The 25954-nt window shown below is 72.5% G+C and carries 22 protein-coding genes and 1 pseudogene; 14 read left to right on the plus strand and 9 right to left on the minus strand.

Going from position 1 to position 25954, the window contains the following annotated elements:
- Positions 1-24 precede the first annotated feature (24 nt).
- From ACGFYV_RS01710 to ACGFYV_RS01720, 3 genes are all read left to right on the plus strand, one after another.
- Positions 25-486 (plus strand): PH domain-containing protein, encoded by a 462-nt coding sequence (locus ACGFYV_RS01710; RefSeq protein WP_393876384.1) that lies wholly within the window; start codon positions 25-27, stop codon positions 484-486.
- A gap of 206 nt (positions 487-692) precedes the next feature.
- Positions 693-2027 carry a hemolysin family protein gene (locus ACGFYV_RS01715; RefSeq protein ID WP_393876319.1) on the plus strand — a complete coding sequence of 445 codons (1335 nt, stop codon included), beginning with the start codon at positions 693-695 and terminating at the stop codon, positions 2025-2027.
- Positions 2024-3118, plus strand: coding sequence for a hemolysin family protein (locus ACGFYV_RS01720; RefSeq protein WP_393876320.1), 1095 nt, complete (start codon positions 2024-2026; stop codon positions 3116-3118). Before ACGFYV_RS01715 ends, ACGFYV_RS01720 begins: the two co-directional genes overlap by 4 nt.
- Before the next feature lie 286 nt (positions 3119-3404).
- On the opposite strand, the gene ACGFYV_RS01725 is transcribed toward ACGFYV_RS01720, so the two are convergent.
- A complete protein-coding gene (locus tag ACGFYV_RS01725) occupies positions 3405-5273 on the minus strand; it encodes an AAA family ATPase (RefSeq protein ID WP_393876321.1) in 1869 nt (622 codons plus the stop codon).
- A 439-nt stretch (positions 5274-5712) separates the two neighbouring features.
- Positions 5713-6333 (minus strand): hypothetical protein, encoded by a 621-nt coding sequence (locus tag ACGFYV_RS01730; protein ID WP_393876385.1) that lies wholly within the window; start codon positions 6331-6333, stop codon positions 5713-5715.
- 323 nt (positions 6334-6656) lie between these two features.
- Between ACGFYV_RS01730 and ACGFYV_RS01735 the strand changes: the two genes are divergently transcribed.
- From ACGFYV_RS01735 to ACGFYV_RS01750, 4 genes are all read left to right on the plus strand, one after another.
- On the plus strand, positions 6657-8021 hold the full coding sequence (locus tag ACGFYV_RS01735) for a peptidase C39 family protein (protein ID WP_393876322.1): 1365 nt from the start codon (positions 6657-6659) through the stop codon (positions 8019-8021).
- 99 nt (positions 8022-8120) lie between these two features.
- Positions 8121-8291, plus strand: a complete 171-nt coding sequence (locus ACGFYV_RS01740; RefSeq protein ID WP_393876323.1) for an SCO1431 family membrane protein — start codon at positions 8121-8123, stop codon at positions 8289-8291.
- 80 nt (positions 8292-8371) lie between these two features.
- Positions 8372-9064, plus strand: coding sequence for a TetR/AcrR family transcriptional regulator (locus ACGFYV_RS01745; protein WP_393876324.1), 693 nt, complete (start codon positions 8372-8374; stop codon positions 9062-9064).
- A 913-nt stretch (positions 9065-9977) separates the two neighbouring features.
- On the plus strand, positions 9978-11150 hold the full coding sequence (locus ACGFYV_RS01750; RefSeq protein WP_393876325.1) for an acyl-CoA dehydrogenase family protein: 1173 nt from the start codon (positions 9978-9980) through the stop codon (positions 11148-11150).
- Here the strand turns inward: ACGFYV_RS01750 and ACGFYV_RS01755 are convergent.
- Positions 11113-11355, minus strand: coding sequence for a hypothetical protein (locus tag ACGFYV_RS01755; RefSeq protein ID WP_393876326.1), 243 nt, complete (start codon positions 11353-11355; stop codon positions 11113-11115). The two genes, ACGFYV_RS01750 and ACGFYV_RS01755, sit on opposite strands and share 38 nt — an antisense overlap.
- Positions 11356-11491: 136 nt before the next feature.
- Between ACGFYV_RS01755 and ACGFYV_RS01760 the strand changes: the two are divergent.
- Positions 11492-12588: pseudogene (locus ACGFYV_RS01760) on the plus strand (hypothetical protein).
- A 181-nt stretch (positions 12589-12769) separates the two neighbouring features.
- Positions 12770-13732, plus strand: a complete 963-nt coding sequence (locus ACGFYV_RS01765) for a phosphotransferase family protein (protein WP_393876327.1) — start codon at positions 12770-12772, stop codon at positions 13730-13732.
- Between the two features lie 22 nt (positions 13733-13754).
- Here the strand turns inward: ACGFYV_RS01765 and ACGFYV_RS01770 are convergent, their stop codons facing one another.
- The gene (locus tag ACGFYV_RS01770; protein ID WP_393876328.1) at positions 13755-14204 is read right to left on the minus strand and encodes a hypothetical protein; all 450 of its coding nucleotides are present in this window, start codon (positions 14202-14204) and stop codon (positions 13755-13757) included.
- 328 nt (positions 14205-14532) lie between these two features.
- Between ACGFYV_RS01770 and ACGFYV_RS01775 the strand changes: the two genes are divergently transcribed.
- From ACGFYV_RS01775 to fxsA, 4 genes are all read left to right on the plus strand, one after another.
- Positions 14533-14973, plus strand: a complete 441-nt coding sequence (locus ACGFYV_RS01775; RefSeq protein ID WP_393876329.1) for an Lrp/AsnC family transcriptional regulator — start codon at positions 14533-14535, stop codon at positions 14971-14973.
- 110 nt (positions 14974-15083) lie between these two features.
- Positions 15084-16697: an amidohydrolase gene (locus ACGFYV_RS01780; RefSeq protein ID WP_393876330.1), complete on the plus strand. Its 1614-nt coding sequence runs from the start codon at positions 15084-15086 to the stop codon at positions 16695-16697.
- A gap of 544 nt (positions 16698-17241) precedes the next feature.
- Positions 17242-18036, plus strand: coding sequence for a polyprenol monophosphomannose synthase (locus ACGFYV_RS01785; RefSeq protein ID WP_393876331.1), 795 nt, complete (start codon positions 17242-17244; stop codon positions 18034-18036).
- A gap of 45 nt (positions 18037-18081) precedes the next feature.
- Entirely contained in the window at positions 18082-18636 is a 555-nt protein-coding gene (fxsA, locus tag ACGFYV_RS01790) for an FxsA family membrane protein (RefSeq protein ID WP_393876332.1), read from the plus strand.
- 237 nt (positions 18637-18873) lie between these two features.
- Here fxsA and ACGFYV_RS01795 read toward each other — a convergent pair whose 3' ends face one another.
- The 4 genes from ACGFYV_RS01795 to ACGFYV_RS01810 all read right to left on the minus strand — a co-directional run bounded on the left by ACGFYV_RS01795 (position 18874) and on the right by ACGFYV_RS01810 (position 22374).
- Entirely contained in the window at positions 18874-19248 is a 375-nt protein-coding gene (locus tag ACGFYV_RS01795) for an RNA polymerase-binding protein RbpA (protein WP_003977404.1), read from the minus strand.
- A 255-nt stretch (positions 19249-19503) separates the two neighbouring features.
- Complete coding sequence (locus ACGFYV_RS01800; RefSeq protein WP_393876333.1) at positions 19504-20850, minus strand: MFS transporter; 1347 nt, start codon at positions 20848-20850, stop codon at positions 19504-19506.
- 61 nt (positions 20851-20911) lie between these two features.
- Complete coding sequence (locus ACGFYV_RS01805; RefSeq protein ID WP_393876386.1) at positions 20912-21679, minus strand: glycerophosphodiester phosphodiesterase; 768 nt, start codon at positions 21677-21679, stop codon at positions 20912-20914.
- Positions 21680-21684: 5 nt separating this feature from the next.
- Positions 21685-22374: a YitT family protein gene (locus ACGFYV_RS01810; protein ID WP_393876387.1), complete on the minus strand. Its 690-nt coding sequence runs from the start codon at positions 22372-22374 to the stop codon at positions 21685-21687.
- A 234-nt stretch (positions 22375-22608) separates the two neighbouring features.
- Between ACGFYV_RS01810 and ACGFYV_RS01815 the strand changes: the two genes are divergently transcribed.
- Positions 22609-24117, plus strand: coding sequence for a PLP-dependent aminotransferase family protein (locus ACGFYV_RS01815; protein WP_393876334.1), 1509 nt, complete (start codon positions 22609-22611; stop codon positions 24115-24117).
- A gap of 194 nt (positions 24118-24311) precedes the next feature.
- On the opposite strand, the gene ACGFYV_RS01820 is transcribed toward ACGFYV_RS01815, so the two are convergent.
- Positions 24312-25871 carry an ABC transporter ATP-binding protein gene (locus ACGFYV_RS01820; protein WP_393876388.1) on the minus strand — a complete coding sequence of 520 codons (1560 nt, stop codon included), beginning with the start codon at positions 25869-25871 and terminating at the stop codon, positions 24312-24314.
- Positions 25872-25954: the final 83 nt, after the last annotated feature.

The raw sequence follows: 25954 nt of genomic DNA on the forward strand, positions 1-25954 counted from the left end.
GAGACCCAGCTGTCCGAGAGTCAGATGTCCGAGCTTCCCGATCGTCCCGCCCTTCCGGTCACCTTCCGGCCCGGCCACACCCGAGTGATCCTGCTCACGGCCGGCGCGGCGATCTTCCTGGTCCTCTCCGGGGTCGCCGTGCTGCTGGGCCTCGGCCCGGGGGAGGGCTTCAGCTTCTTCCTCACCGGCGCGCTGGTCTTCTGGGCACTGGCCCAGATCTCCCGGGTCAGGGTCGTCGCCGACGAGTCGGGCGTCACCGTGGTCAACATCCTCAGCAAGCGGCGCCTGGCCTGGGAGGAGATCCTCCGGGTGAACCTCCGTACGGGCGACCCCTGGGTGTTCCTCGACCTCAGCGACGGCACCAGCCTGCCCGCGCTCGGCATCCAGCCGGGCCTCGCCAAGCAGCGCGCCATCGCCGACGCGCTCGCCCTGCGGACCCTCGTCGAATCCCACCCGGCGACCCGGAAGGGACAAGATCAGGGCTGACTCCGGGGCACTTGCCCTGCCCGCGATGCCCGTGTCTTGATTAATCTGGTGACGGAGGCGGTTTCGCCGCGCCTTCATCCCTGCACGCCACACGGCGTCCAGGGGTTCCTGCTACCCGAGGAGTGACTCCCTCCAGCGATGGACGGATCGTCCTGCAGTACCTGCGCCGCCCCGACCCGACATACGTGCGGGGAGGCGGTGGCATCGTGACCATCCCCCTGCTGCTCCTCGGAGCGGCTTTCGTGTTGATCCTTGCGAACGGCTTCTTCGTCGCCGCCGAGTTCGGCCTGGTCACGGTCGAGCGACCGGACGCCGAGAAGGCCGCCGCCGAGGGCGACAGACGCGCCGCGACGGTCGTCGAGTCGCTGAAGGAACTCTCCTTCCAGCTCTCCGGCACCCAGCTCGGCATCACCATCACCTCCCTCGTCGTCGGCATGCTCGCCGAACCGGCGCTGGCCGGGCTGCTCAGCGGCCCCTTCACCGCGATCGGCGTCCCCGCGGGCGCCGTCTCCGGTGTCGCCGTGGTCGTCGGCATGCTGCTCGCCTCGGCGGTGCAGATGGTGATCGGCGAACTCGTACCCAAGAACTGGGCGGTGTCCAAGCCGCTGCAGGTCGCCCGCTTCGTCGCCGGCCCGCAGCGCCGCTTCTCCCACCTGTTCCGCCCGGTGATCTCCGCGCTCAACACCGTCGCCAACCGGCTGGTGCGCGCCCTCGGTGTGGAACCCGCCGAGGAACTGGCCTCCGCCCGCACCCCCGGCGAGCTGGTCTCCCTGGCCAGGCACTCCGCACAGGCCGGCGCCCTGGAACAGGACACGGCGGACCTGTTCGTGCGCACCCTGTCCCTCGGCGACCTGACCGCCCAGCACGTGATGACCCCGCGCGTGAAGGTCAGCGCGCTCCAGGACTCGGCCACCGCCGAGGACGTGGTCAACCTCACACGCGCCACCGGTCTGTCCCGCTTCCCCGTCTACCGGGAGAAGATCGACGAGGTCGTCGGCATGGTCCACCTCAAGGACGCCCTGGCCGTCCCGGCGCACGACCGGCTGCGCACTCCCGTCAGCCGGATCGCCCGCAAGGCCCTGCTCGTCCCCGAGACCCTGCCGGTCCAGCCCCTGCTGGCGCGCCTGCGCAGCGAGCAGCCCATCGCCGTCGTCGTCGACGAGTACGGCGGCACGGCGGGCGTGGTCACGCTGGAGGACATCGTGGAGGAACTCGTCGGCGAGGTCCGCGACGAGCACGACCGCCAGGACACGCCCGAACTCGCCGCCGCCCCGCCGGAGGACGGAAAGCCCGCCTGGGACGCGGACGGCAGCTGCCGTGTCGACATCCTGCAGCGCATAGGCCTCGACGTGCCCGAGGGCCCCTACGAGACCGTCGCCGGCCTGGTCGCCGACCTGCTCGGCCGCATCCCGGTCCCCGGTGACCGGGCCGAACTGCCCGGCTGGCGGCTCTCCGTGCGCCAGGTCGGCCACTACCGCGCCGAACGGGTCCGCCTGGTCCGCACGGCCCCGGCCCTGAACGTGGCGGAGTCCGTCCGATGAGCGTCCTCCAACTGTTCTTCGCCGCGCTGCTCGTGCTCGCCAACGGCTTCTTCGTCGGCGCCGAGTTCGCGCTCGTCTCCGTGCGCCGCAGCCAGATCGAACCGCTCGGCACCGCACGCGCCCGGCAGGTGCTCTACGGCCTGGAGCGGCTGCCGCAGATGATGGCCGCGGCCCAGTTCGGCATCACCGTCTGCTCCCTGACCCTGGGCGCCGTGGCCGAGCCCACGGTGGCCCATCTGCTGGAGCCGGTCTTCGAGGCGGCCCACCTCCCCGACGGCGTGATCCACCCGCTGGGGTACGTGATCGCGCTCGCCGCGGTGGTCTTCTTCCACCTCGTCGTCGGCGAGATGGTCCCGAAGAACCTCGCCATGGCGGCGCCCGAGAAGGCGGCGCTGTGGCTCAGCCCCGGCCTGGTGTACTTCGCCCGTATCTGCAGGCCGATCACGGTGTCCCTCGGCGCCTGCGCCCGCGGCATCCTGCGGCTCTTCCGGGTCGACCCCAAAGACGAGGTCGAGGCCGTCGTCACCAGCGAGCAGCTCACCGTCCTGCTGGAGGACTCCGGACAGGCGGGCCTGCTCGACCCCGAGGAGCAGGAGCGCCTCGAAGACGCCCTGGAACTGGGCTCCCGCCCGGTCACCGACGTCCTCCTGCCGCGCGAGTCCCTGGTCACGGTGCCCCCGTCGGTCACGCCGGGGGAGATCGTCCAGCTGACGGCCCGCACGGGGTACTCCCGCTTCCCGGTCTCCGCCGACAAGGGCGCCTACATGGGCTACGTCCACGTCAAGGACGTCCTCGACCTCGAGGACTCCGACCGCGCCGTGCCCCAGCAGATATGGCACCCGATGGCCACGCTCCGCTCGGAGCTGCCGCTCGACGACGCGCTCACCGTCATGCGCCGGGCGGCCACGCACCTGGCCCAGGTGGCGGACACCTCCGGCAGGGTCCTCGGCCTGGTCGCCATGGAGGACGTCCTCGAACTCCTGGTCGGCGAGGTGCGCGATCCCGCGCACCGGGCCGTTCCCCACCCGGCCGAGGTGAGGCTCTCCGAGCCGAGGCCCAGCGGAGAGCCGGAGCAGGCGCTGGCGACGTAGCGGTGGCGCGCCGCTGGGACGGTCGTACTCCGGGTGCGGGCGCGTGGGGGCTGGTCGCGCAGTTCCCCGCGCCCCTGGGGGGCTGCGGCCTCGTCGGCTGCATGGCCTCCGCAGTCACCTGCGGCTGCATGGCCGCCGTAGCCATGCGGCCGCAGGTGACTGCGGAGGCGTACCGTCGCCACAGCTGCGGGCAGTCGTGCCGCTGGGGCGGCACGGGTGGGCGCGGCGGCGCCCCGCAAGCGAGGGCAAGCGACACCCACCCCCGGCCGGCGCCGGCCCGCGGCACCTACATGGCCGACGGATCGTGTGGTCCCCGGCCCGACAGCACCTCGCCGTACGCCTGCATCAGATCAGGCAGCCGCAGCGTTGCCAGGTCGTCGCGGGACAGCGCGCCGGGATACGTCGACAACCGCAGATCCCGGTACGCGCAGCTCTTCTCGTACAGGGTCCGCAGGAACCGTCCGTTGCCCAGTTCGTCGAGCCACCCCTGGTCGACCACGTGCCCGGCGATGGAGCGCAGCTCCTCCAGGGCCTCCGCGTCCCACAGATCGCCGTTCTCCGCCGCGAGCACCTTGCCGATCTCGGTGAGTTCCGCCGGCCGGTAGGAGGGGAAGTCCACGCGGGTGGTGAAACGGGAGGACAGACCGGGGTTGGCGGCCAGCAGCCGGTCCATGCCCTCCGGGTAGCCGGCGAGGATCACGACGAGGTGGTCGCGGTTGTCCTCGGCGCGCTTCAGCAGCACCTGCAGCGCCTCGTCCCCGTACGCGTCCCCCTTGCCGTACCCGGAGTTGGACAGCGAGTACGCCTCGTCCACGAACAGGACGCCGCCGATCGCTGAGTCGATCAGCTCGTTGGCCTTCACGGCCGTCTGCCCCAGATACTCGCCGACCAGATCGGCCCGCTGGGCCTCCACGAGGTGGTCGCCGCCGAGCAGGCCGAGCGCGTAGAAGACCCGGCCGAGGATCCGGGCCACCGTGGTCTTCCCGGTGCCCGAGGGCCCGGAGAAGACGAAGTGCCGCTTCGGCGGCTGCACCGGCAGCCCCTGCCCGGCGCGCAGCCGCGCCATGTTCAACTGCGCGGAGAGCGCCTTGACCTGGCGTTTGACCGGTTCGAGCCCCACCATGCACTCCAGCTCCGCGAGCGCCTCCTCCAGCAGCGCGGGATCCGTCGGCCCCGCCGGTAACGGCGAGGCCGCGGACGGCACACCGCTCTTCGCCCGCACCCCCACGTCGGGGACCGACGGGATGGGCCCGGTCGGCAGATCCGGATCGGGCAGCCGCAGATCCCGGCCCTCGGTGCCGAAGAGCGGATCGAGCATGTCAGGACCGTCCACCACGTCCTGCCCTGCGCCGGTCAGCGTGACGGCGGCGAAGTCGACCGGATCCTCGTAGCCGTCGCCCTCGGCGATCGCGGCGAGCCGGGCCGAGGTGTCCATGAAGGCGGGATCCACCCGGTGCACCGCCCGGTACAGGGGGAGCGCGGCGGCGCTGCGCCCGGTGCCCTCGTGCGCGCGCGCCAGCCAGTACCGCAGCTCCTTGCGCTGCGGCTGCTCGCTGCGGCACCGCATCAGCGCCGCCGACAGCAGTGGCTCCGCGTGCCCGTACATCTCCAGCCGCACCCGGGCCATCCCGCCGAACAGGCCGGCCTCGATGCCGAGCAGAGGGTCGTCGAGCAGCGGGTCGGTGTGCCGGACCAGCTGGTCCCAGTCCTTGACCAGATAGGCGCGGCACGCGTGCAGAAAGCGGACCTGGGGGTCGGTGTCGATCGGCGGCAGCCCGGCCAGTGCCCGGTCCAGCTCGGGAACGTGCCGGCCGTCCAGCCAGTGCGAGGCGTGCGCCAGCAGCAGGTCCCGGGGGCTCTCCAGCACCGGCTGCACCCACCAGCCCAGCCAGTACCAGGAGTTGAGGGTCCGGCGGTGCCGGGCGCGCTGCTGCCCGAAGCGGTCCCGGTGCCGGAACATCCGCAGCAGCGCGGTCGTCGTGTCCACGCGCAGCGCGTGCAGCCCGAGCCAGGCGTCCGCCATCCCTGGGTCCAGCCGGACCGCGGCGCGGAACTCCTCCTCCGCCTGCGGATAGGCCCCCATCGTGTAGGCGTCCACACCTCGCGTCCAGGCGAGGTCGGCCGGGGCCTCGGGGCCCTGCGTGCCGAAGTCCATCCCGTCCCCCACAGACCGACCCCCGTTGGTTCGCCACCGGGCAGGCGCCCGGTGGTTGCCGCGGTCGAACCGCCGTGCCGCGGACCGGAGTTGCAGGTGCGAGGCAGCAGCTCGAAGGTCGCACCGAGGGCATCGTACCTGTGCGAAGTGCGCACACCGAAGGGTGTCGCACCGGGCGTTCTGCGAGGTGGGAGCAGATGGGGCGCACCCATGAACGGTGACCGAGGGTGAGCGGATCGGTGCGCGGATCGGTGCGCGAGGAGGCCGGAAAACCGGCCCAGGGCAGAACGAAGCCCCCGATCACGGGGGAACAACCGGGGGCTTCGTGTCTGCGGGCGACTCCGAAAGCCGCACATTGAGAACGTAAGACCTGTACGGCCCCCGGGTCAAGCGGAGTTGAGGCACTCCCGGAAGTTCGCTCGCAACGGTCTTCACAGGTTCAGCACATTGCCGACGGTCCGTCACGGTGGGTGACATCTTGGTCCGGTCCATGGGTGCCCGCGGGCCCCGTGAGCATCTCGTACCCCTCGGGCGTCTGGCGCACCAGGAGATCGGCGTGGGGGCGCGAGGGGTCTTCGGTGAAGTGCGCGTGCTCGGCGCGCACCCATCCGTCCCAGAACTCCCGCTGCTCGTCCCCGTCCCGCAGCCGCCCGCGCGCCCAGGACCGCTCCTGGGGCAGCTCCATCCACAGCAGCAGCGCCAGATGCGGCCGCAGGGCCCGGCGGCCGGCCCCGACTCCCTCGACGACGACCACCGGCGCGGGCGGCAGCGGGCGCGGCGGGCCGAACGCGCGGGCGACCCAGTCGTAGGGGGTGTACCGCGCGCTCTCGCCGCGGCCGAGGGGCTCGATCACCTGGGTCATGAGCCGGTCGGTCCAGCCGAACAGCTCCTCGTGGCTGGCGATGTCGTCGAGGCGCAGCACCGGGGCCCCGCCCAGCGCGGCGGCCAGCCGGCCGGCGAAGGTCGACTTCCCGGAACCGGCGTGCCCGTCGACGCCGACGAGACGGACCGGCCCCAGGGAAGGGGGAAGCCCGCGCAGCCGGGCGGCGAGGTCGTGAATGGCGAATCCCGAGGGGTGGTGCGGTGTGGGGGGCTCTGGGGGAGTGGTGCGGCGTGGGGTGGCTCTTAGGGAGTGGTGCGGTGTGGCGAGGTTCTTAGGAAGTGGTGCGGTGAAGGGGGAGGCTCTCAGGGGCCAGCCTAATGGCGCTGGACCTGCTCGGACGGGCCGGGTGCTGCCCGCTTCCCCTTCAGTGGTCCAGACCAAAATTGGTGGCGCGGCATGCGGCGAAGCGCTGGCAGGGGCCGTCGCGCCTGCTCCATAGTTGGCCCACACACCGTGCACCGCACCGGCCCCGACTCGCCCACCTGGGGGTAAGCACGCCCATGAGCAGAGCCCAACAGCCGTCCCGCAGAACCGTTCTCGCCGTTGCCGTCGCCGCCGCGGTGGCCGCGGGAACGTCCCCCGCGGCCGCCGTCACCGCCTCGGTCGCCGACGACGACGCCAAGGGGGCCCCGAGCCGGCCCATCGACTACCAGTCCTGGACCACGTACAGCGACTGGCGCAGCGGCGCCGCGCAGGGCGTGCGGCTGGTCTCCGGCCGGCGGCCCGGAGCCGTGATCGGCGCCGCCGCGGGCAGCACCGACTACACCGACCCGCACACCGGCACCACCGCCACCTGGGAGTACGCCACCTGGACCTCCCCGGTCCACCGGCTGGGCGTGCCCGCCACCGAGGTCATCGCCTCCTGGAACGCGCACACCCCGGACGGCACCTGGCTCCAGGTCGAACTGCAGGGCACGTACACCGACGGCACCGCCACCCCCTGGTACGTGATGGGCCGCTGGGCGGCCGGCGACCAGGACATCAAGCGGACCTCGGTCGACGACCAGACCGACGGCAAGAGCAGCATCTGGACCGACACCTTCGCCATCGACGATGCGAGCACCGGTCTGCGCCTGGTCTCGTACCGGCTGCGGCTGACCCTCTACCGCACGCCGGGCACCCACCTCACTCCGACGGTCTGGCGTCTCGGCGCCATGGGCTCCGACATCCCCGACCGCTTCACGGTCCCCGCCTCCACCCCTGGTCTCGCCCAGGAACTGGCCGTCCCGCGCTTCTCCCAGGAGATCCACAAGGGGCAGTACCCGGAGTACGACAACGGCGGCGAGGCCTGGTGCAGCCCCACCTCCTCGCAGATGATCATCGAGTACTGGGGCGGCCGGCTCACCCCCGAGCAGCTGTCCTGGGTCGACCCGGCCTACGCCGACCCGCAGGTGGACCACGCGGCCCGCTTCACCTACGACTACCAGTACGGCGGCTGCGGCAACTGGCCCTTCAACGCCGCCTACGCGGCCAGTTACCCAGGGCTCCAGGGCGTGGTCACCCGCCTCGCCTCACTCACCGAGCTGGAGACCCTGATCGCGGCCGGCATCCCGGCCATAACGTCCCAGTCCTTCCTGAAGACCGAGCTGACCGGCGCCGGCTACGGCACCTCCGGCCATCTGATGACGGTGATCGGCTTCACGGCGGACGGCGACGTGATCGCCAACGACCCGGCCTCGCCGGACGATCCCGCCGTGCGGCGGGTCTACCTGCGGCGCGAGTGGGAGAACATCTGGCTGCGGACCAAGCGCCACAACGCCTCGGGCGGCGTCTCCTCGGGCACCGGCGGGGTCTGCTACCTGTACTTCCCGGCCGACCCCAGCCCGTGCCAGCGCAAGGCACTCGCCGCGGTGGGTGTGCGCTGAGCGTGTGAGCAACGTCTCCGCCGCAAACGCCGTCGCGGGTGGCAAGGTGGACAAATGGGTGGGGGCTCCGCTCTGTACGTCCGACCTCTGCGAGAAACCATGACCGCACACCAGGCCACCGCCACCCGCGTCGGCACCGTCACCCGCTTCGGCACCCGCGCCCGCACCGGCGGCCCGCGCGAAGACGGCCCGAAGATCCTCGAGCACGTGATGGGCTGGACGCTCGTCGTCGTGGTCGCGATGCTCGTGACGCAGCTCGGGCTGCTCTGAACCGGCCCGGTCATCCGGGCGGCATGTTCTGACATACTGCGGAGGTCCCGCCGACTCCCAGACCAGGGTCGAAATTGACTATGCGTCAGCAGCGTGCCGCCGCCCTTCCCGAAGCGCCGGGTTCCGCTCCCGCGGGGGGTTCCCGGACCCGGGTGCGCGGAACCGAGCGCTCCGTGGCGCGCCGCACCGAACTGATCGCCATCGGACGCACGTTGTTCGCGGACACGTCCTACGACGCGCTGTCCATGGACGACATCGCCCGGCAGGCGCGGGTCGCCAAGGGGCTGATCTACTACTACTTCGGGTCCAAGCGCGGCTACTACCTGGCGATCATCCAGGACTCCGTCGCCGATCTGGTCACCTTCGCCGCGAGCGGCCTCGAACTGCCCGCCGTCGACCGCGTCCACCGCACCATCGACAGCTATCTGCGCTTCGCCGAGGACCACCAGGCCGCGTACCGCACCATCGTCAGCGGCGGTGTGGGCTTCGACGCCGAGGTGCACGCCATCCGGGACGGGGTCCGCGAGGCGATCGTCCACACCATCGCCGAGGGCGCCTACGGCCGCGGCGACATCGCCCCCGTGGCCCACATGGGGCTGCTCTCCTGGGTGTGCAGCGTCGAGGGGGCCACCCTCGACTGGATCGACCGCCCCGGACTCTCCCGCGACACCATGCGCGAACTGCTGGTGAAGACCCTGGGCGGCGTCCTGCGCGCAGTCGAGGAACTCTCCCCTTCTCACCCAGCCCCACCACCGGCCCGCCGCGCCAACTGACGACCACACTTCGACGGCCCTGCTGCCGCGTGCCGCGTGCCGCGGCCGGCCTGGCGCCGTATGCCTTGGCCGGCCTGCTGTCGTGCGCTTTGGTGGGCCTGGCGCCGCATGCGTCGACCGGCCCACCGTCGCGTGCCTCGGCTGGCCTACTGCCGTATGTCTTGATCGGCCCGCTGTCGCAAGCCTCGGTCGGCCCGCTGCCGTGCGCTTTGGTCGGCATGGTGCCGCATGCCTGGACCGGCCCGCCGTTGTGTGTCTTGGTTGGCCCGCCGTCGCATGTCTTGATCAGCCTGCTGTTGCGCGCTTCGGCCGGTCCGCTGTCGCTCGCCTCGATCGGCCCACCGCCGCACGCCTTGGTCGGCCCCCGTCGCACGGCCCACCGTCGCTCGCCTTGCTCGCCCCTCGCCGCATGCCTCGGCCGGGCCTGCTGCCGTGTGCCTTGCCCGGACCGCCGTCGCGCGCCTCGATCGGATCAGCCGGTGCCTGCCTCGATCGGCCTGCTGCCGCACGCCGCGGCTGACCCGCTGCCGCATGCCTCGGCCGGCCCACCGTCGCACGCCTCGGCCGGCCCACTGCCGCTCCTCTCGGCCGACCCGCCACCGCACCCCTCCGCCGCCCCACCGCCGCACGCCTCGACCCGCCCCCTGGCCCCCGTGGCAGGAGTGGACCGGCAGGTCAATGGTTCGGACCAATGTCGGTGCCTGTGAGGTTCCGGCTGGATTCTTGAAGTAAGCGGTCGTTAACTGGTGACGGGAGGTTCCCGATCGGGCATACTCACGGCACGGAGCCGCTGGTCAGCCCCTTCCGAGACCCGGGAGCGGACGCCTTCGGACGTACCGGATCGATCAGGCGGAGCCGCCCCACCCAAGGCGCACATCCGCCGATGTGCCCGAACAGGGAGGAGACCGACGCCATGTCCGACCGCGACCCGCAGCCGGTGGAGCGTCAACTGCCGACGGAGGAGGCGCGGGACCTGCTCGCGCTCGTCCGGGAGATCGCGCAGCGCGAGATCGCGCCGAAGGCGGCCGAGGAGGAGGACACCGGACGCTTCCCGCGCGAGGTCTTCACCCTGCTCTCGGAGTCCGGCCTGCTGGGCCTGCCGTACGACGCCGAGTACGGCGGCGGCGACCAGCCCTACGAGGTCTACCTCCAGGTCCTGGAGGAGCTGGCCATGGCCCGCCTCACCGTCGGTCTCGGCGTCAGCGTGCACACGCTCGCCTCCTACGCCCTCGCCGCGTTCGGCACCAAGCAGCAGCAGGTCGAGTACCTGCCCGCGATGCTCGGCGGCGGTCTGCTGGGCGCCTACTGCCTCTCCGAACCGTCCTCCGGCTCGGACGCCGCCTCGCTGCGCACCAAGGCCGTCCGGGAGGGCGACAGCTGGGTGCTCACCGGCACCAAGGCCTGGATCACCCACGGCGGCATCGCCGACTTCTACACCGTGATGGCCCGCACCGGCGAGAGCGGCCCGCGCGGGATCACCGCGTTCCTGGTGCCGGGCGACGCCGAGGGGCTGAGCGCCGCGGCGCCCGAGAAGAAGATGGGGATGAAGGGCAGCCCCACCGCCCAGGTGCACCTCGACGGCGTCCGCGTCGCCGACGACCGGCGCATCGGCGAGGAGGGCCAGGGCTTCCCCATCGCCCTGTCCGCCCTCGACTCCGGCCGGCTCGGCATCGCGGCGTGCGCCGTCGGCGTGGCCCAGGCGGCGCTGGACGAGGCGGTCTCCTACGCCACCCAGCGCCGGCAGTTCGGCCGCCCCATCGCCGACTTCCAGGGCCTGCGCTTCATGATCGCCGACATGGCCACCCAGATCGAGGCCGGCCGTGCCCTCTACCTCACCGCAGCCCGGCTGCGCGACGCCGGCAAGCCGTTCGCCAAGCAGGCCGCCATGGCCAAGCTGCACTGCACCGACACGGCCATGCGGGTCACCACCGACGCCGTGCAGATCCTCGGCGGCTACGGCTTCACCGCCGACTTCCCGGCCGAGCGCTACATGCGCGAGGCCAAGGTGCTGCAGATCGTCGAGGGCACCAATCAGATCCAGCGGATGGTCATCGCCCGTCACGTGGCGGGACCGGAGGGTCGCTGAACTGCCCCCTGCGCACCGTCGGGGCCGCCAGCCTGATCCATTCCGGATCCTGGCGGCCGGGCAGGGCGCGGCCCCGGTCGGCCCAGGCGCGCATCAGCTCGCGGTAGATCGGCGGGTCCTGCGGCTGCGGCGGCGGAGCCGATTCCGCGGGCCGCGGGACGAAGATCCGGCGCTGACGCCCGGTGGCCGAGTACGTGGGGGTCATGCCTGGTCAACGCGGTGCCTCCCGCGCAGGTCACCGCCCGGCGGAATCGAGCGTGAGTTCACGCCCGTCCCGTCGGCTCTCCGGCCTCCTGCGACTACCTGACGTACCGTCAGCGAACTGTCCCCAGGGGGTGCCCATGGCCGACGACCGTCCCGTACCGCTCGACGAGTACCCGGTCCACCAGGTCCCGCTGTCCATGAAGCACGTGGCGACCGGCGACCGCAACGCCTACGACCGCTGCATCGTCCACGTCTTCGACCACACCGGCCGCGCCCTGCTCATCCTCGGCCTCGGTGTCCACCCCAACCTGGGTGTGATCGACGCCTACGCCACCCTGCGCACCGGGAACACCCTGCGCGCCGTCCGCGCCTCTGACGCCCTGGGCGAGGACCGGACGCGGCTCACCGTGGGCCCGCTGCGCATCGAGGTCCTGGAGCCGCTGCGGCGCCTGCGCCTGGTCTGCGAGGACGAGCTGTCGTACGACCTGACCTGGACCGCGGCCTTTCCCGCCCTGTGGGAGCCGCACCACCTGCAGCGCCGCGGAGACCGGCTCATCCTGGAGGGGTGCCGCTTCGTGCAGGCGGGCACGGCCGAGGGCGTGATCCGGGCCGGGGGAGAGGAGTTCCAGGTCACCGCCGCGGACTGGACCGGCACCCGGGACCGCAGCTGGGGCGTGCGGCCGGTGCCCGGCGAGGACGGCGGCCGGCTCGCCGAGGAGCACCGGCCCGAGGGCTTCCACTGGATCTGGTGCCCGGTCCGCTTCGAGGACCGCTTCCTGATGGTCGTCGTCCAGGAGGACGCCGACGGCTACCGCTCCCTGAACGACGCCACTCTGGTCCGCCCCGGCCACCGCGACCGCCACTGGGCTGGCCCCGGGCCGAGATCGGCTACCGTCCCGGCACCCGTCACCCCGAACGCGGCCTCGTCCACCTCGGCGACCCCCGCGAACCGGCCGAGTTGGAGGTGGAGATCCTGACCTCCTCACCGCTCGCGGTCGGCGCGGGCTGTCCACCGGCCGACGACTGGCAGCACGGCACCTGGCAGGGACCCGGCTGGGTCGACCGCCGCGTCTACGACATGACGGCACCGCACCCCCTCGCCGGCCACGGCGTCACCGACCACGCCGCCCGCTTCCTGCTCGACGGCCGCACGGGCCACGGCATCTTCGAGCACGGCTCGTTCGGCCGCCACGACCCGAGCGGCTTCACCGGCTTCGACTCGGTCGCACCCTGAGGAAGGAGGGCGAGATGGCCACGGCTCCCCGTCCACGCGCCGGCACCCTCCCCCACGCTCGGCTTCGCTCGCGCGAGGGGACCCCACCCCGGAGGAACTCGCCCGGCGTCTCACCGCCTGGCTCGGCACCCGGCTGCCCGGAGCGAAGGCCACCGGCGTCAGCGTCCCCGCCTCCAACGGCATGTCCAGCGAGACCCTGCTGTTCGACGTCGAGCACCCCCGACCACCCCTGCGCGCCTGCGTGTCGCGACTCGCGGCGGACCCGGCGGCGTACACCGTCTTCCCGGAGTACGACATGGCCCGCCAGTACCGCACGCTGCGCCTCGTCGCCGAGCACACCGACGTTCCGGTGCCCCGCGTGCTGTGGCTGGAGGAGGACCCCGGCCCCCTCGGGGCACCGTTCTTCGTCATGGAACGCGCGCCAGGACGCGTGCCGCCCGACGTCATGCCGTACACGTACGAGCGCAGTTGGCTGCACACCGCGAGCGACGCCGAGTGTGAGCACCTGGAAGCGGCGACGATCGGGCTGCTCGGCCGGCTGCACGACCAAGTCCCGCTCACAGAGGCCGAGTTCCTGGCCTCCCCCGGCGACGGTGACGCCCTGCGCCGGCACGTCGGCACCCAACGGGCCTACTACCACTGGGTGATCGACGGGCTGGCCCCCTCGCCGCTCATCGAGGCCGCCTTCGAACGGCTGGAACAGCTGTGGCCGCACGAGCCGGGCGAACCCGTCCTCAACTGGGGGGACGCGCGCATCGGGAACGTCGTCTACGACGGCGTCGACCCCGTCGCCGTCCTCGACTGGGAGATGGCGGCCCTCGCCCCGCGCGAGGTCGATCTCGGCTGGACCGTCTACCTGCACCGCTTCTTCCACGACCTCACGGTCGCCTCCGGGCAGCGCGGTCTGCCCGACTTCCTGCGCCGCGACCGCGTCGAGGCCCGCTACGCGGACCTGACCGGCCACACCCCGCGCGACATGGACTTCTACACCCTCTACGCCGCCCTGCGGCACGCGATCGTCATGCTGCGCATCGCCTACCGCCGGGCCCACTTCGGCGAGGCCGCCGTCCCGTCGGAACCGGACACACTGATCCTGCACCACGGCAGTCTGCGCGCCATGGTGCAGGGCGGCTACTGGGACTGAGCCGGGCCGGTCCGCGCGGGACTCAGGCGGCCTGGCGGCGCATCGCCGGTACGCGCATCGGGCGCGAGCCCGGACCGCCGGCGTGCGAGAAGGGCTGCGTCCGCCAGTCGAGACCCTGGGGGAGCGTCAGCAGCAGGGCGGTGTCCTGCTCCTGTGGGGCGAAGGACTCGTCCGCGGGGCGGGCCTCCGTCGCCCTGCGGCCCGTGCCCGCGCAGACCGTCAGTCCGAACGGGTTCCACGGCGAGGCGCACAGCGCGTGCTCCGGCAGGATCTCCTCGTCCGCCAGCAGCGCGATGGGCTGCGCGCAGTCCGGGCAGATCACGCGGAACATCTCGAAGGTGTCGTAGTCGTCGTCGTCCGTCTGGGCGTTCTCGACCTCGAAGAACTCGGGTTCGACGCCCTCCGGCTCGGGCTCGACGGCCGGCTGCCGGCGCTTGGACACGGAACGGCCGGGGCGCTTGACACTCTGCATGGGATTCTCCCCCTAAGACTGGGCCGGTCAGGCACTGCGGCCTCGACCACAGCAAGCACTTCCCGCAGCGTCTGCGGGGTAATCACGGGAGCATCACGGAGGGCGTCCAAGTGATGTGGCGTTCGTCACATGCCTTGTGCAGGTGCCCGGTGCGGCGCCGTTTGTCCGCCTCTCCCGTTCGTGCCAAGGCCCGCCGTTCATCCCCCGGAAAGGCCCCCTTCCATGCCCCGGGCCGCTCACGTAGTGCTCCCGGGAACATCACGAACTGGGCATGACCTGCGCCGCAGAGGTATCCGAGGAGATCAGACGCACTGTAGGTTCTGACGCCATGGAGGAGCTGGACCGTCAAATCGTGCAGCTGCTCGTCAAGGACGGGCGGATGAGCTACACAGACCTGGGCAAGGCCACGGGCCTGTCGACGTCGGCCGTGCACCAGCGGGTGCGCCGGCTCGAACAGCGTGGTGTCATCCGCGGCTATGCCGCGGTGGTCGACCCCGAGGCCGTCGGGCTGCCGCTCACCGCCTTCATCTCGGTGAAACCGTTCGACCCCAGCGCCCCCGACGACATCGCGGACCGCCTCGCCGGCGTCCACGAGATCGAGGCCTGCCACAGCGTCGCCGGCGACGAGAACTACATCCTCAAGGTGCGTGTGGCGACCCCGCACGAACTGGAGGAACTGCTGACCCGGCTGCGCTCCCTGGCCGGGGTCTCCACCCGGACCACGGTCGTGCTGTCCACGCCGTACGAGGCACGTGCGCCGAAGATCTGACGCGCACCGGCCGCGGGCACCCCGGCGCCGCGAGGAGAGGCCCCCTGGGCATCCGGATCGCGGACGCCCCGGTGCCGGGCAGCGGCCGGGGACGCGAGAGACTGTCGGGCATGAGTGAGCAGTCCGCCGCCCCCCAGACCGTCCTCCTGCGCCGCGGAGAGGTCCACAGCCCCGCCGATCCCTTCGCCACCGCGATGGTGGTGGAGCGGGGCCAGGTCGCCTGGGTCGGCTCCGAGGGCGCCGCGGACGCCTTCGCCGACGGCGTGGACGAGGTGATCGACCTCGACGGCGCCCTCGTCACCCCCGCCTTCACCGACGCCCATGTGCACACCACCGCCACGGGCCTCGCCCTGACCGGCCTCGACCTGTCCGGCGCGCCGTCCCTGGAGGCGGCCCTCGCGCTCGTCCGCGACTTCGCCGCCGCCCGCCCCGACGACCGGGTCCTGCTGGGCCACGGCTGGGACGCCGCCCGCTGGCCCGGCGGACGCCCGCCGGCCCGCGCCGAACTCGACGCGGCCACCGGTGGCCGCCCCCTGTACCTGTCCCGCATCGACGTCCACTCCGCCGTCGTCACCACCGCCCTGCTCGACCTGGTGCCCGGCGGCCTTCCGCGCGAGGACGCGCCGCTCACCCGCGACGCCCACCACGCCGCCCGTGAGGCCGCGTTCGCCGCGGTCACCCCCGCCCAGCGCGCCGAGGCCCAGCGCACCGCCCTGGCCCACGCCGCCTCCCTCGGCATCGGCTCGGTGCACGAGTGCGGCGGACCGCGGATCTCCTCCGAGGACGACTTCAGGGACCTGATGCGGCTCGCCGCCGACCTCCCGGGGCCGCGCGTGGTCGGCTACTGGGCCGAGGCGGGCGACGAGGGCGTGGCGAAGGCCCGCGAACTGGGCGCCGCCGGCGCCGCCGGCGACCTCTTCGTGGACGGCGCCCTCGGCTCGCACACCGCCTGCCTGCACGAGCCCTACGCCGACGCCGGCCACACCGGCACCGCCTACCTGGACGCCGACACGGTCGCCGCCCATGTCGTCGCCTGCACCGAGGCGGGCCTCCAGGCGGGTTTCCACGCCATCGGCGACGCCGCCGTCACCGCCGTCGTGGAGGGCGTGCGCGCCGCCGCCGACAAGGTCGGCCTCGCCCGGGTCCGGGCCGCCCGGCACCGTGTCGAGCACGCCGAGATGCTCACCCCCGACTCCGTCGCCGCCTTCGCCGAGCTGGGTCTGATCGCCTCCGTGCAGCCCGCGTTCGACGCGCTGTGGGGCGGCGAGGACGGCATGTACGTCCAGCGGCTGGGCGCCGGGCGGGCCCGCACCCTGAACCCCTTCGCGGCCCTCCTGCGGGCCGGCGTCCCCCTCGCGTTCGGCTCGGACAGCCCGGTCACCCCGCTCGACCCCTGGGGCACGGTCCGCGCCGCCGCCTTCCACCGCACCCCCGAGCACCGGGTGTCGGTGCGCGCCGCGTTCACCGCGCACGCGCGCGGCGGCTGGCGCGCCATCGGCCGGGACGACGCGGGCGTCCTGGTGCCGGGAGCGCCCGCCGACTACGCGGTCTGGCGCACCGGCGAACTCGTCGTCCAGGCCCCCGACGACCGCGTCGCCCGCTGGTCGACCGACCCCCGCTCCGGCACCCCCGGCCTGCCCGACCTGACCCCGGGCGGTGACCTGCCGGTCTGCCTGCGCACGGTGGTCGGCGGACGGACGGCGTTCGTACGGCCGGGCGAGTGATCTCCTGGGGTGGCGCGCTGCCGGGCCCGCCCCGCCGCTCTGTCTCCCGACCTGCGCATCCTCCGCGCAGATCCGCCAAAGGCGTGCCTCTGCGCAGGTCAGAGGGGTGTTGACAGTCGGCGGCGGGGGGCCGGTAGGTTCGTCCGAGTCCACCACCGGACGTCCGACCGGGGAGCGTTCACGCAACTCGTCGCAGCGCCGCTGAGTCAGGGACGGTGTGCCGCACCGGGGCACCGTCACTGGGAGCCAGGCTCAGCGCCCGCGCCGACGGGGGAACGGTCCCGCCGGTCGGCAAGGTGTGACCCGGGTGGGGCCCGGGCTCAGTAGACAACGGCTTCGGTAGACCCACAGCCAGCGGGTCCCGGGTCGGCCCGAAGGGCGCCGGGCCCCCATCCGCCGCAGGCGTGGGTGCAGACGTCGGTGCCGAAAAGTACCCTCTTACCCCGCTCTTGCGGAATCGACACCACTGTACGAACGTGCCGGGACGTCAGCGCAGGCTGCGGCCACTATGGTGGACGCCTGCGTACGACATGAAGGGGCAGCAGTGAACGACGGCGACGGGACCCTCGCGGCCAAGGCCCAGGGGAGGCAGTTCGGTCCGCTCGGCACGGCCTTGGTGATCATTCCGACCTATAACGAGGCGGAGAACATCAAGACCATCGTCGGCCGGGTGCGCAAGGCCGTCCCCGAGGCACACGTCCTGGTGGCGGACGACAACAGCCCGGACGGCACCGGCAAGCTCGCGGACGAACTGGCAGCCGAGGACGAGCAGGTGCAGGTACTGCACCGCAAGGGCAAGGAGGGCCTGGGCGCCGCCTACCTCGCGGGCTTTCGCTGGGGCATGGAGCACGGTTACGGCGTGCTGGTCGAGATGGACGCCGACGGCTCCCACCAGCCCGAGGAACTGCCCCGCCTGCTGACGGCGCTCAAAGGCGCCGATCTGGTCCTGGGCTCCCGCTGGGTGCCCGGCGGACGCGTGGTCAACTGGCCCAAGTCCCGCGAGTTCATCTCCCGCGGCGGCAGCCTCTACTCCCGCATCGCCCTCGACCTGCCGCTGCGCGACATCACCGGCGGCTACCGCGCCTTCCGCCGCGAGACGCTGGAGGGCCTGGGCCTGGACGAGGTCGCCTCGCAGGGCTACTGCTTCCAGGTCGACCTGGCCCGCCGTGCGGTCAAGGCCGGCTACCACGTGGTCGAGGTGCCCATCACCTTCGTCGAGCGCGAACTCGGCGACTCCAAGATGAGCAAGGACATCCTTGTCGAGGCGCTGTGGCGGGTCACCGCCTGGGGCGCCAAGGACCGTGTCGGCAAGATCACTGGCAGGGGCAGGCGGGAGTAGGCCCCCCTTATCCCGCCCTGAGTCGCGCCCAGGCACACTGGGACCATGACGACTGGCGGCGCACCCACCACTCCCTCCACCGACCGGCCCCGGCGCTCCCGGCTGCGCAGGTATCTGCCGCTGGGCATCGCCGCGTGGCTGGTGCTGGAGATCTGGCTGCTGACCCAGGTCGCGGGTGCGGCGGGCGGGCTGACCGTGTTCCTGCTGCTGGTGGCGGGCGTCGTCGTCGGCTCGGTGGTCATCAAGCGTGCGGGCCGCCGTGCCTTCCGCAACCTCAACGAATCGCTCCAGAGCGGTGCGGCCCCGACCCGGAGCGAGGGCAACGCCCTGGTGATGCTCGGCGGCCTGCTGCTGATCATCCCGGGCATGGTCTCCGACGTGGTCGGCCTGCTCCTGCTGCTTCCCCCGGTCCAGAAGGCCGTCGGCCGCCTCGCGGGGCGAGCCTTCGAGCGCACCCTGCGCAAGTCCGCCCCCGGCACCCTCGGCGACGCCGTCCAGCAGGCTCGCATACACCGTCCGGACGGGAAGGTGGTCCAGGGCGAGGTGATCCGGCAGGACAACCGCGAGGCGGAGCAGCAGCGGCCACCCCTGACCAGCTGAGCCTGCCCGGCCTGCCTGGGGTGACCGGGGTGGCCGGCTGAGCCTGCTCGGTGTGACCGGCTGGGCCTGCCCGGCGCAGGCCGGCACCCCACAGATCCGCACCCGGGCACCCGTACCCGCAGATCCGCACCCGCAGATCCGCACCCGAGCAAAAGACCGCGGGCGCCGTACGTCGATTCACGTACGGCGCCCGCGGTCACTCACGTGCGCTGTGCTTCCGGCCTGGCCCCGCAGGGACTAAGCGGACTTGCGGCTGTCCCGGGGGTGTACCGCGATGTTCATCGCTCCCGAGCGCAGAACCGCCAGGCGCTCCTCGAGGACCTCTTCGAGCTCCTCACGGGTGCGCCGCTCCATCAGCATGTCCCAGTGGGTACGCGCAGGCTTGGCCTTCTTCTCCTCAGGGCCGTCGCCGTCAACGAGGAGTGCCTGGGCCCCGCAGACCTTGCACTCCCACTCCGGCGGAATCTCCGCCTCGACGGAGAAGGGCATCTCGAAACGGTGCCCCTTCTCACATGCGTACTCCACGGCCTGGCGCGGAGCCAGGTCGATGCCGCGGTCCGTCTCGTAGCTGGTCACTACGAGGCGCGTACCGCGAAGAGCTCGCTCACTCATGAATCGTGCCTCCCGGGCTTGTCGCCCACAGGACAGGTGTCGCTGTCGTCGTCATCCGGTCAACGTCCGGTCGGCGGTAAAGATTCCCGTTCCGGGTCATGCGTCGCCGTCGTAGCCGCCCCTTGTTGTACCCACCAGCGCCCGGTTTGTCACATCTGCTAGCAGATGTCACCCAGCGTTTCGTCGTCTTTGACGCGCAGTAACGCTACGCCTGGCAGGCCAAACGCGTACACTACCGCCCTTTCGCGCCGAACGCTAAATCCTGTCCGGAACCGGGTTCCCCGCGTCGCCGATCGCCCGCCGCACCGGAACCCGCGCGAGCAGGACGAAACCGATGACGAAGAAGGCCACCAGGGAGATGATCGCGGAGCGGTAGCTGCCGGTCACCTGGTAGGTCACACCGAACAGCAGCGGGCCGAGCCAGCTCATCCCGCGGTCGCTCACCTCGTACGCGGAGAAGTACTCCGCCTCCTTGCCGGGCGGCACGAGATGCGAGAACAGCGACCGGGACAGCGCCTGGCTGCCGCCGAGGACCAGCCCGATACCGGCGGCCAGCACGAAGAACCACACCGGTGCCCCGGCGGGCAGGAAATAGCCGGCGGCGAGTGTGAGCGTCCAGGCGACCAGCGAGCCGAGGATCGTGCGCTGCGCGCCGTAGACCCGCGCCAGCCGTCCCATCGCGAGCGCTCCCGCCACCGCCAGCACCTGCACCAGCAGCACCGCGCCGATGAGCGTCGACTGCCCGAGCCCCAGCTCCTCGGAGCCGTAGACGGAGGCCTGGGAGATCACCGTCTGGATGCCGTCGTTGTAGACGAGGTAGGCCAGCAGGAAGCCGAGGGTCAGCGGGTGCCGGCGCATGTCCCGGACGGTCGCCTTCAGCTGCTTCAGTCCGGGTGCGGTGGCGCGCTCCACGCGCGCGTGCCGGTCGCGCAGCCTGCGCAGCGGTACGAGCGTGAAGGCGCCCCACCACAGTCCGGCCGAGGCCAGGCACACCCGGACGGCCGCACCCTCGGACAGTCCGAAGGAGTCGTGCCCCGAATAGAGGACCAGGTTGGCGACGAGGACGATCGAGCCCGCCGCGTAGCCGAAGGCCCAGCCCCGGGAGGAGACCGCGTCACGCTGCTCGGGCGGCGCGATCTGCGGAAGGTAGGAGTTGTAGAGCATCATCCCGACCGACTGCGCCCCGTTGGCCACGACGAGGAGCAGCCCGCCGAGCAGATACCGGTCGCCGTCCAGGAAGAACATGCCGGTCGTGGCGGCAGCCCCGGTGTAGGCAGCGGCGGCGAGCAGCGGCTTCTTGCGGCCCGTGCGGTCGGCCACACTGCCCACCAGGGGCATCACCACGACCGCGAGGATCACCGACAGGGACACGGAGTACGCGAAGAAGGAGCCCGCGCGGACCGGGATGCCCAGCGGGTGGACGTAGCCGTCCGCGTCGGCCGCGTGTTCGGCGACCGCGGTCAGGTACGGGCCGAGGAACACGGTCAGGACGCTCGTCGAGTAGACCGAGCACGCCCAGTCGTAGAAGTACCAGCCGCGCTGTTCGCGCCGCAGCCCGGCGGCCTCCCCGGCCGCCTGCGCATGAAGGGTGTCGGTGCCCACCCGTGCCCTCGCTTCCCCGCCCTGGTGCCGTGCGAAGGCGCGGCCCGGCCGTTCCGGGTGGTCAGACCCAGAGTCCGCGGTCCTGCATGACCTTGCGCAACGTGTCGATGTGATCGGTCATGATGCCATCGACTCCCAGGTCCAGCAGCCGGTGCATCCGATCCGGTTCGTTGATCGTCCACACGTGCACCTGGAGCCCGCGCGCGTGGGCGGCGCGTACGAAGCGTTCGTCGACCACGGGGACGCCCGACTGGGCCTCGGGCACCTGCGCGGCGACCGCGGAGCGGCGCACGGAAGCGGGCAGCCCCCAGGAGCGCAGCCGCAGATTGAGCACCCCGCGCGTGCCGAACGAGGTGGCCAGCCGCGGGCCGGCCAGCCGCTGCGCGCGCAGCACCCGCGCCTCGGAGAAGGAGCCCACGCAGACCCGGTCCCAGGCGTCCGTGCGCTCGATCAGCTCCAGGAAGGGGCGCAGGGCGGACTCCGCCTTGAGGTCCACGTTCCAGCGGACCCCGGGGAAGGTCTCCAGCAGCTCCTCGAAGAGCGGCACGGGTTCCCGTCCGCCCACGCGTGCGTGCCGTACGTCCTCCCACGACAGATCGGCGATGCGGCCGGCCCCGTCGGTGACCCGGTCCAGCGTGGAGTCGTGGAAGGCGACCAGCTTGCCGTCCGTCGTCGTGTGGACGTCGGTCTCGATGTACCGGTAGCCCATCTCGACCGCGCGCCGGAACTGCGCCGCGGTGTTCTCCAGCCCGTCGGCGGCCCCGCCGCGGTGGGCGAACGGGATCGGGCCGGGATGGTCCAGATACGGGTGGCGTACGGGAGGTGTCACGGTGGTCACGGACGCAGTATCGCTCCCTCGGGTGTCGGCCCGGCAACGGCCGTCCTGCCGTGCGATGCCGCCGGGACGGCGAACATCTTCAGGAACAGCTGGGCCAGCGGCCCGATCGACACCGCGTACAGCAGGGTGCCGACGCCGATGGTGCCGCCCAGCGCGAATCCGGTGACCACCACCGCGACCTCGATGGCCGTGCGCATCAGCCGGATCGAGCGGCCCGTGCGCTGGTGCAGGCCGGTCATCAGACCGTCACGGGGACCGGGCCCGAACCTCGCCGATATGTACAGGCCGGTCGCCGCGCCGTTCAGCACGATGCCGGCCACCATCAGCGGGATGCGTACGGCGAGGCTGTGCGCGTCCGGGACGAGGGCGAGGGTGCCGTCCATCGCGAGCCCGACGACGAAGACGTTGGAGACGGTGCCGAGGCCGGGCCGCTGGCGCAGCGGGATCCACAGCAGCAGCACCGCAGCGCCCACGAAGATCGACACCACGCCGATGGTCATCCCGGTGAGTTCCGCGAGGCCCTGGTGCAGCACGTTCCAGGGCTCCAGGCCGAGCCCCGCCTCGACGAGCAACGCCGAACTCGCGCCGTACAGCGCGAGCCCGACGTACAGCTGGATCAACCGGCGCGCGAGGTGGCCGGTGGCGGAGGTGACGGTGGACTCGGCGGCGGATCCGGTGCCGGACATGGCAGTGGAATCGGTGGCGGATCCGGTGCTGGACATTGCGGCGGAACCGGCGGCGGAACCGTTGGCGGACGCGACGGTGGACTCGGCGGTGGACTCGGCGGCGGATCCGTTGGTGGACCCGGTGGTGGACACGACATACCCCCCTGTGTGGTGACTGTGGCCTGACTCGTGACACTCTGTGGCTTGGGATGGAACGCCATCCATGGCCAATTCGGGGAAGGTGGACTGATTGTCATGGCGCAGTGGACCTCGGCGGTAGGGGCCGCGCAGCTCGCCCGGCTCCTCAACTCCCAGCAGGACCGCCCCGCAGGCCCCGGTACACGCCGTCCCCCCGCCTACCGTGCCCTCGCCGACGGTATCCGGCTCCTCGTGCTCGAAGGGCGCGTCCCGGTGGCCGCCCGGCTGCCCGCCGAACGGGAGCTGGCCCTCTCCCTCTCCGTCAGCCGCACCACCGTCGCCGCCGCCTACGAGGCGCTGCGCACCGAGGGGTTCCTGGAGTCCCGGCGCGGCGCGGGCAGCTGGACGGCGGTCCCGGCGGGCAACCCGCTGCCCGCGCGCGGTCTCGAACCCCTGCCGCCCGAGGCACTCGGTTCGATGATCGACCTGGGCTGCGCGGCTCTCCCGGCCCCGGAACCCTGGCTGACCCGCGCCGTCCAGGGCGCCCTTGAGGAACTGCCACCGTACGCCCACACGCACGGCGACTACCCGGCCGGGCTGCCGGCCCTGCGCGCGATGATCGCCGAGCGCTACACCGCGCGCGGGATCCCCACCATGCCCGAGCAGATCATGGTGACCACCGGGGCCATGGGTGCCATCGACGCCATCTGCCATCTCTTCGCGGGCCGCGGCGAACGCATCGCCGTCGAGTCCCCGTCGTACGCGAACATCCTCCAGCTGATGCGTGAGGGGGGTGCGCGGCTCGTGCCCGTCGCGATGGCCGAGGGGCTGTCCGGCTGGGACATGGACCGCTGGCGCCAGGTGCTGCGTGAGGCGGCGCCCCGGCTCGCCTACGTCGTCGCCGACTTCCACAACCCGACCGGCGCGCTCGCCGACGAGGACCAGCGGCGCCGGCTGGTGGACGCGGCGCGCTCCGCCGGGACCGTGCTGGTCGCGGACGAGACGATGAGCGAGCTGTGGCTCGAGGAGGAGTACGGGCGTGGCGGGATGCCCCGCCCGGTGTGCGGCTTCGACCCGGCCGGCTCGACGGTCATCACGGTCGGCTCCGCGAGCAAGGCCTTCTGGGCCGGCATGCGCATCGGCTGGGTGCGCGCGGCTCCGGACGTCATCCGCAGCCTGGTCGCCGCCCGTGCGTACGCCGACCTCGGTACGCCCGTCCTGGAGCAGCTGGCCGTCAACTGGCTGTTCAGCACGGGAGGCTGGGCGCAGGCCGTGGCCCTGCGCCGGGGCCAGGCCCGTGAGAACCGTGACGCCCTGGTCGCCGCGGTCCGCCGTGAACTGCCCGACTGGGAGTTCGAGGTCCCCCGGGGCGGCCTGACCCTCTGGGTCCGCGCCGGCGGCCTGTCCGGCTCGCGGCTGGCCGAAGCCGGCGAGCGCGTCGGCGTCCGCGTCCCCTCCGGCCCCCGCTTCGGCGTCGACGGCGCCTTCGAGGGCTACGTCCGCCTCCCCTTCACCGTCGGCGGCGCCGTGGCCGAAGAAGCCGCCACCCGCCTGGCCGCCGCCGCCCACCTGGTCGAAACCGGCGCAACCGGCGGCACAGAACCCCCCCGCACCTTCGTGGCCTAACCAACCCGACACCCCGCGCCACCGCCCCGGCAGTTCCCCAGGGACACGGGGAACTGCGCGCTCGGCCCCACGGTCCCGCACGTGACGACTTTTCGGCAGCGAGGGCCGAACGCGGGGGTCGGATGCAACTGACGGTGCTGCAGTTCCCTAGGGGCGCGGGGAACTGCGCGCTCGGCCCCCACCCACCCGCACGCTCAAGAACTCTCCGCAGCCACGGCCTCCACCGCTACCGGCGCCGCTTCGATCGCCCCGACCGTCTCCGTCGCCCCCGCATCCGCAGGAGGCGTGGACGTCCGTGGCGGCAGCAACGACAGCACCGCCTGGCGGTCCACCTCGCTGGTCGCGTCGTCGTAGGGGTCCGGGGTGAAGGGGACCTGGAGACGGTGGACGGGCCCGGAGCCGAGGCGGGCGTAGCCGCGGCCGGCCGGCACCTGGGTCAGGGGGGTCGTGTGCGGCGGAGCCCCCAGGACGGCCTCGACCTGCTGGGGCGCGGCGGGCCCGAGGACGACACGCGCGCGCGTGTGCTGGAGTACCGCCTCGCTCAGGTTCTCCGCGCTGTCGAACTGCTCGGCCACGACGACGGTGACGTTCGCCGTGCGGCCGTGCCGCAGCGGCACCTGGAGCAGCGCCTGCGGATCGGTGCGGTGGTCCGCCTCGGCGAGATGCGTGAAGACGGTCGGGCGGTCCAGGAGGATCCACAACGGCCGCCTGGTGTCCTCCGGCGGCGGGTCGCCCGCCTGACGCGCCCGGTTGACGGCGATGAGCCGCCGCTCGGTCTCGTGCGTGGCCCACTCCAGGCTCGCCACCGCGCCGGCCGGCGCGCACTCCACGGCCAGTACGCCGTCCCGGCCGGCCAGGCACGTGTACTCGCCGGTGCCCCCGCCGTCGACGACGAGGACGTCGCCGTACTGGAGGGCCTGCAGGGCGATGGAGCGCAGCAGGGTGGAGGTGCCGCTGCCGGGGTGGCCCATGGCCAGCAGGTGCGGCTCGGTGGAGCGGATGCCGGTGCGCCAGACGACCGGCGGGACGTCGCGCTGTTCCTCTCCGTAGGAGAGGGGGAGGGTGCGCTGGACCTCGGTCGGGTCGGTGAACCCGAGCACGGTCTCGCCCGGCGCGGTGACGAAGCGCTGGGCGGTGATGTCGGTGGGCAGCGGGGCGAGGACGTTCACCGTGAGCCGGTTGCCCTCCTCGTCCCAGCTGAAGTGGTACTCACGGCCGCGCCCGGCCTTCGCGGTGAGCAACTGCTCGATCCGCGCGCGGGCCTCGGACCTGCCGTCGGGGAAGTAGGCCGGGTAGCGGATCACGAGGTGACCGATGCGCCCGGCGTCGTCGAACTCGTGGGTCGCGTAGGCCTTTTCCCACTCCCCGCCGTGTGTGTACAGCGGTGCCGGGTCCTCGGAGGTCGAGAAGTAGGGCACCAGGGCCTCGTACAGGGACTGGAGCCGTTCGCTCTGCGACTCGTCGGGCCCCTCGGGCGCCGTCGGGGTGCGGTCTCGGCCGTGCCAGGCCGCCGCCGCCATCAGGCTGATGGCGGCCAGCAGCGGTCCGTACGGCACCACTCCCAGGACCAGGACCAGGGAGGCCGCCAGGAACAGCAGCGGCCCGCGCTTGTCCTTGGGGGTCTCGGCCCACTTGCGCCGCCCGGCCGAGGCCAGCCGGCGCAGACCGCGGGAGATGGTGATCAGCGGGTGGAGGACATCGGTGGCGCTGTCGGCCGCCGTCCGGGCCAACTCCCGGCTCCGGGTGATCTGCATCCGGGCGATCTGCGCGCTGTCCTTGCTCAGAATGCGGGGGAGAGGCCGGGCCACTGCTGTCTCCTGTTGGTGCGTACGGGCGG

The organism is Streptomyces sp. NPDC048297 (assembly GCF_043201585.1).
In the GTDB taxonomy this organism is placed as follows: Bacteria; Actinomycetota; Actinomycetes; order Streptomycetales; family Streptomycetaceae; genus Streptomyces.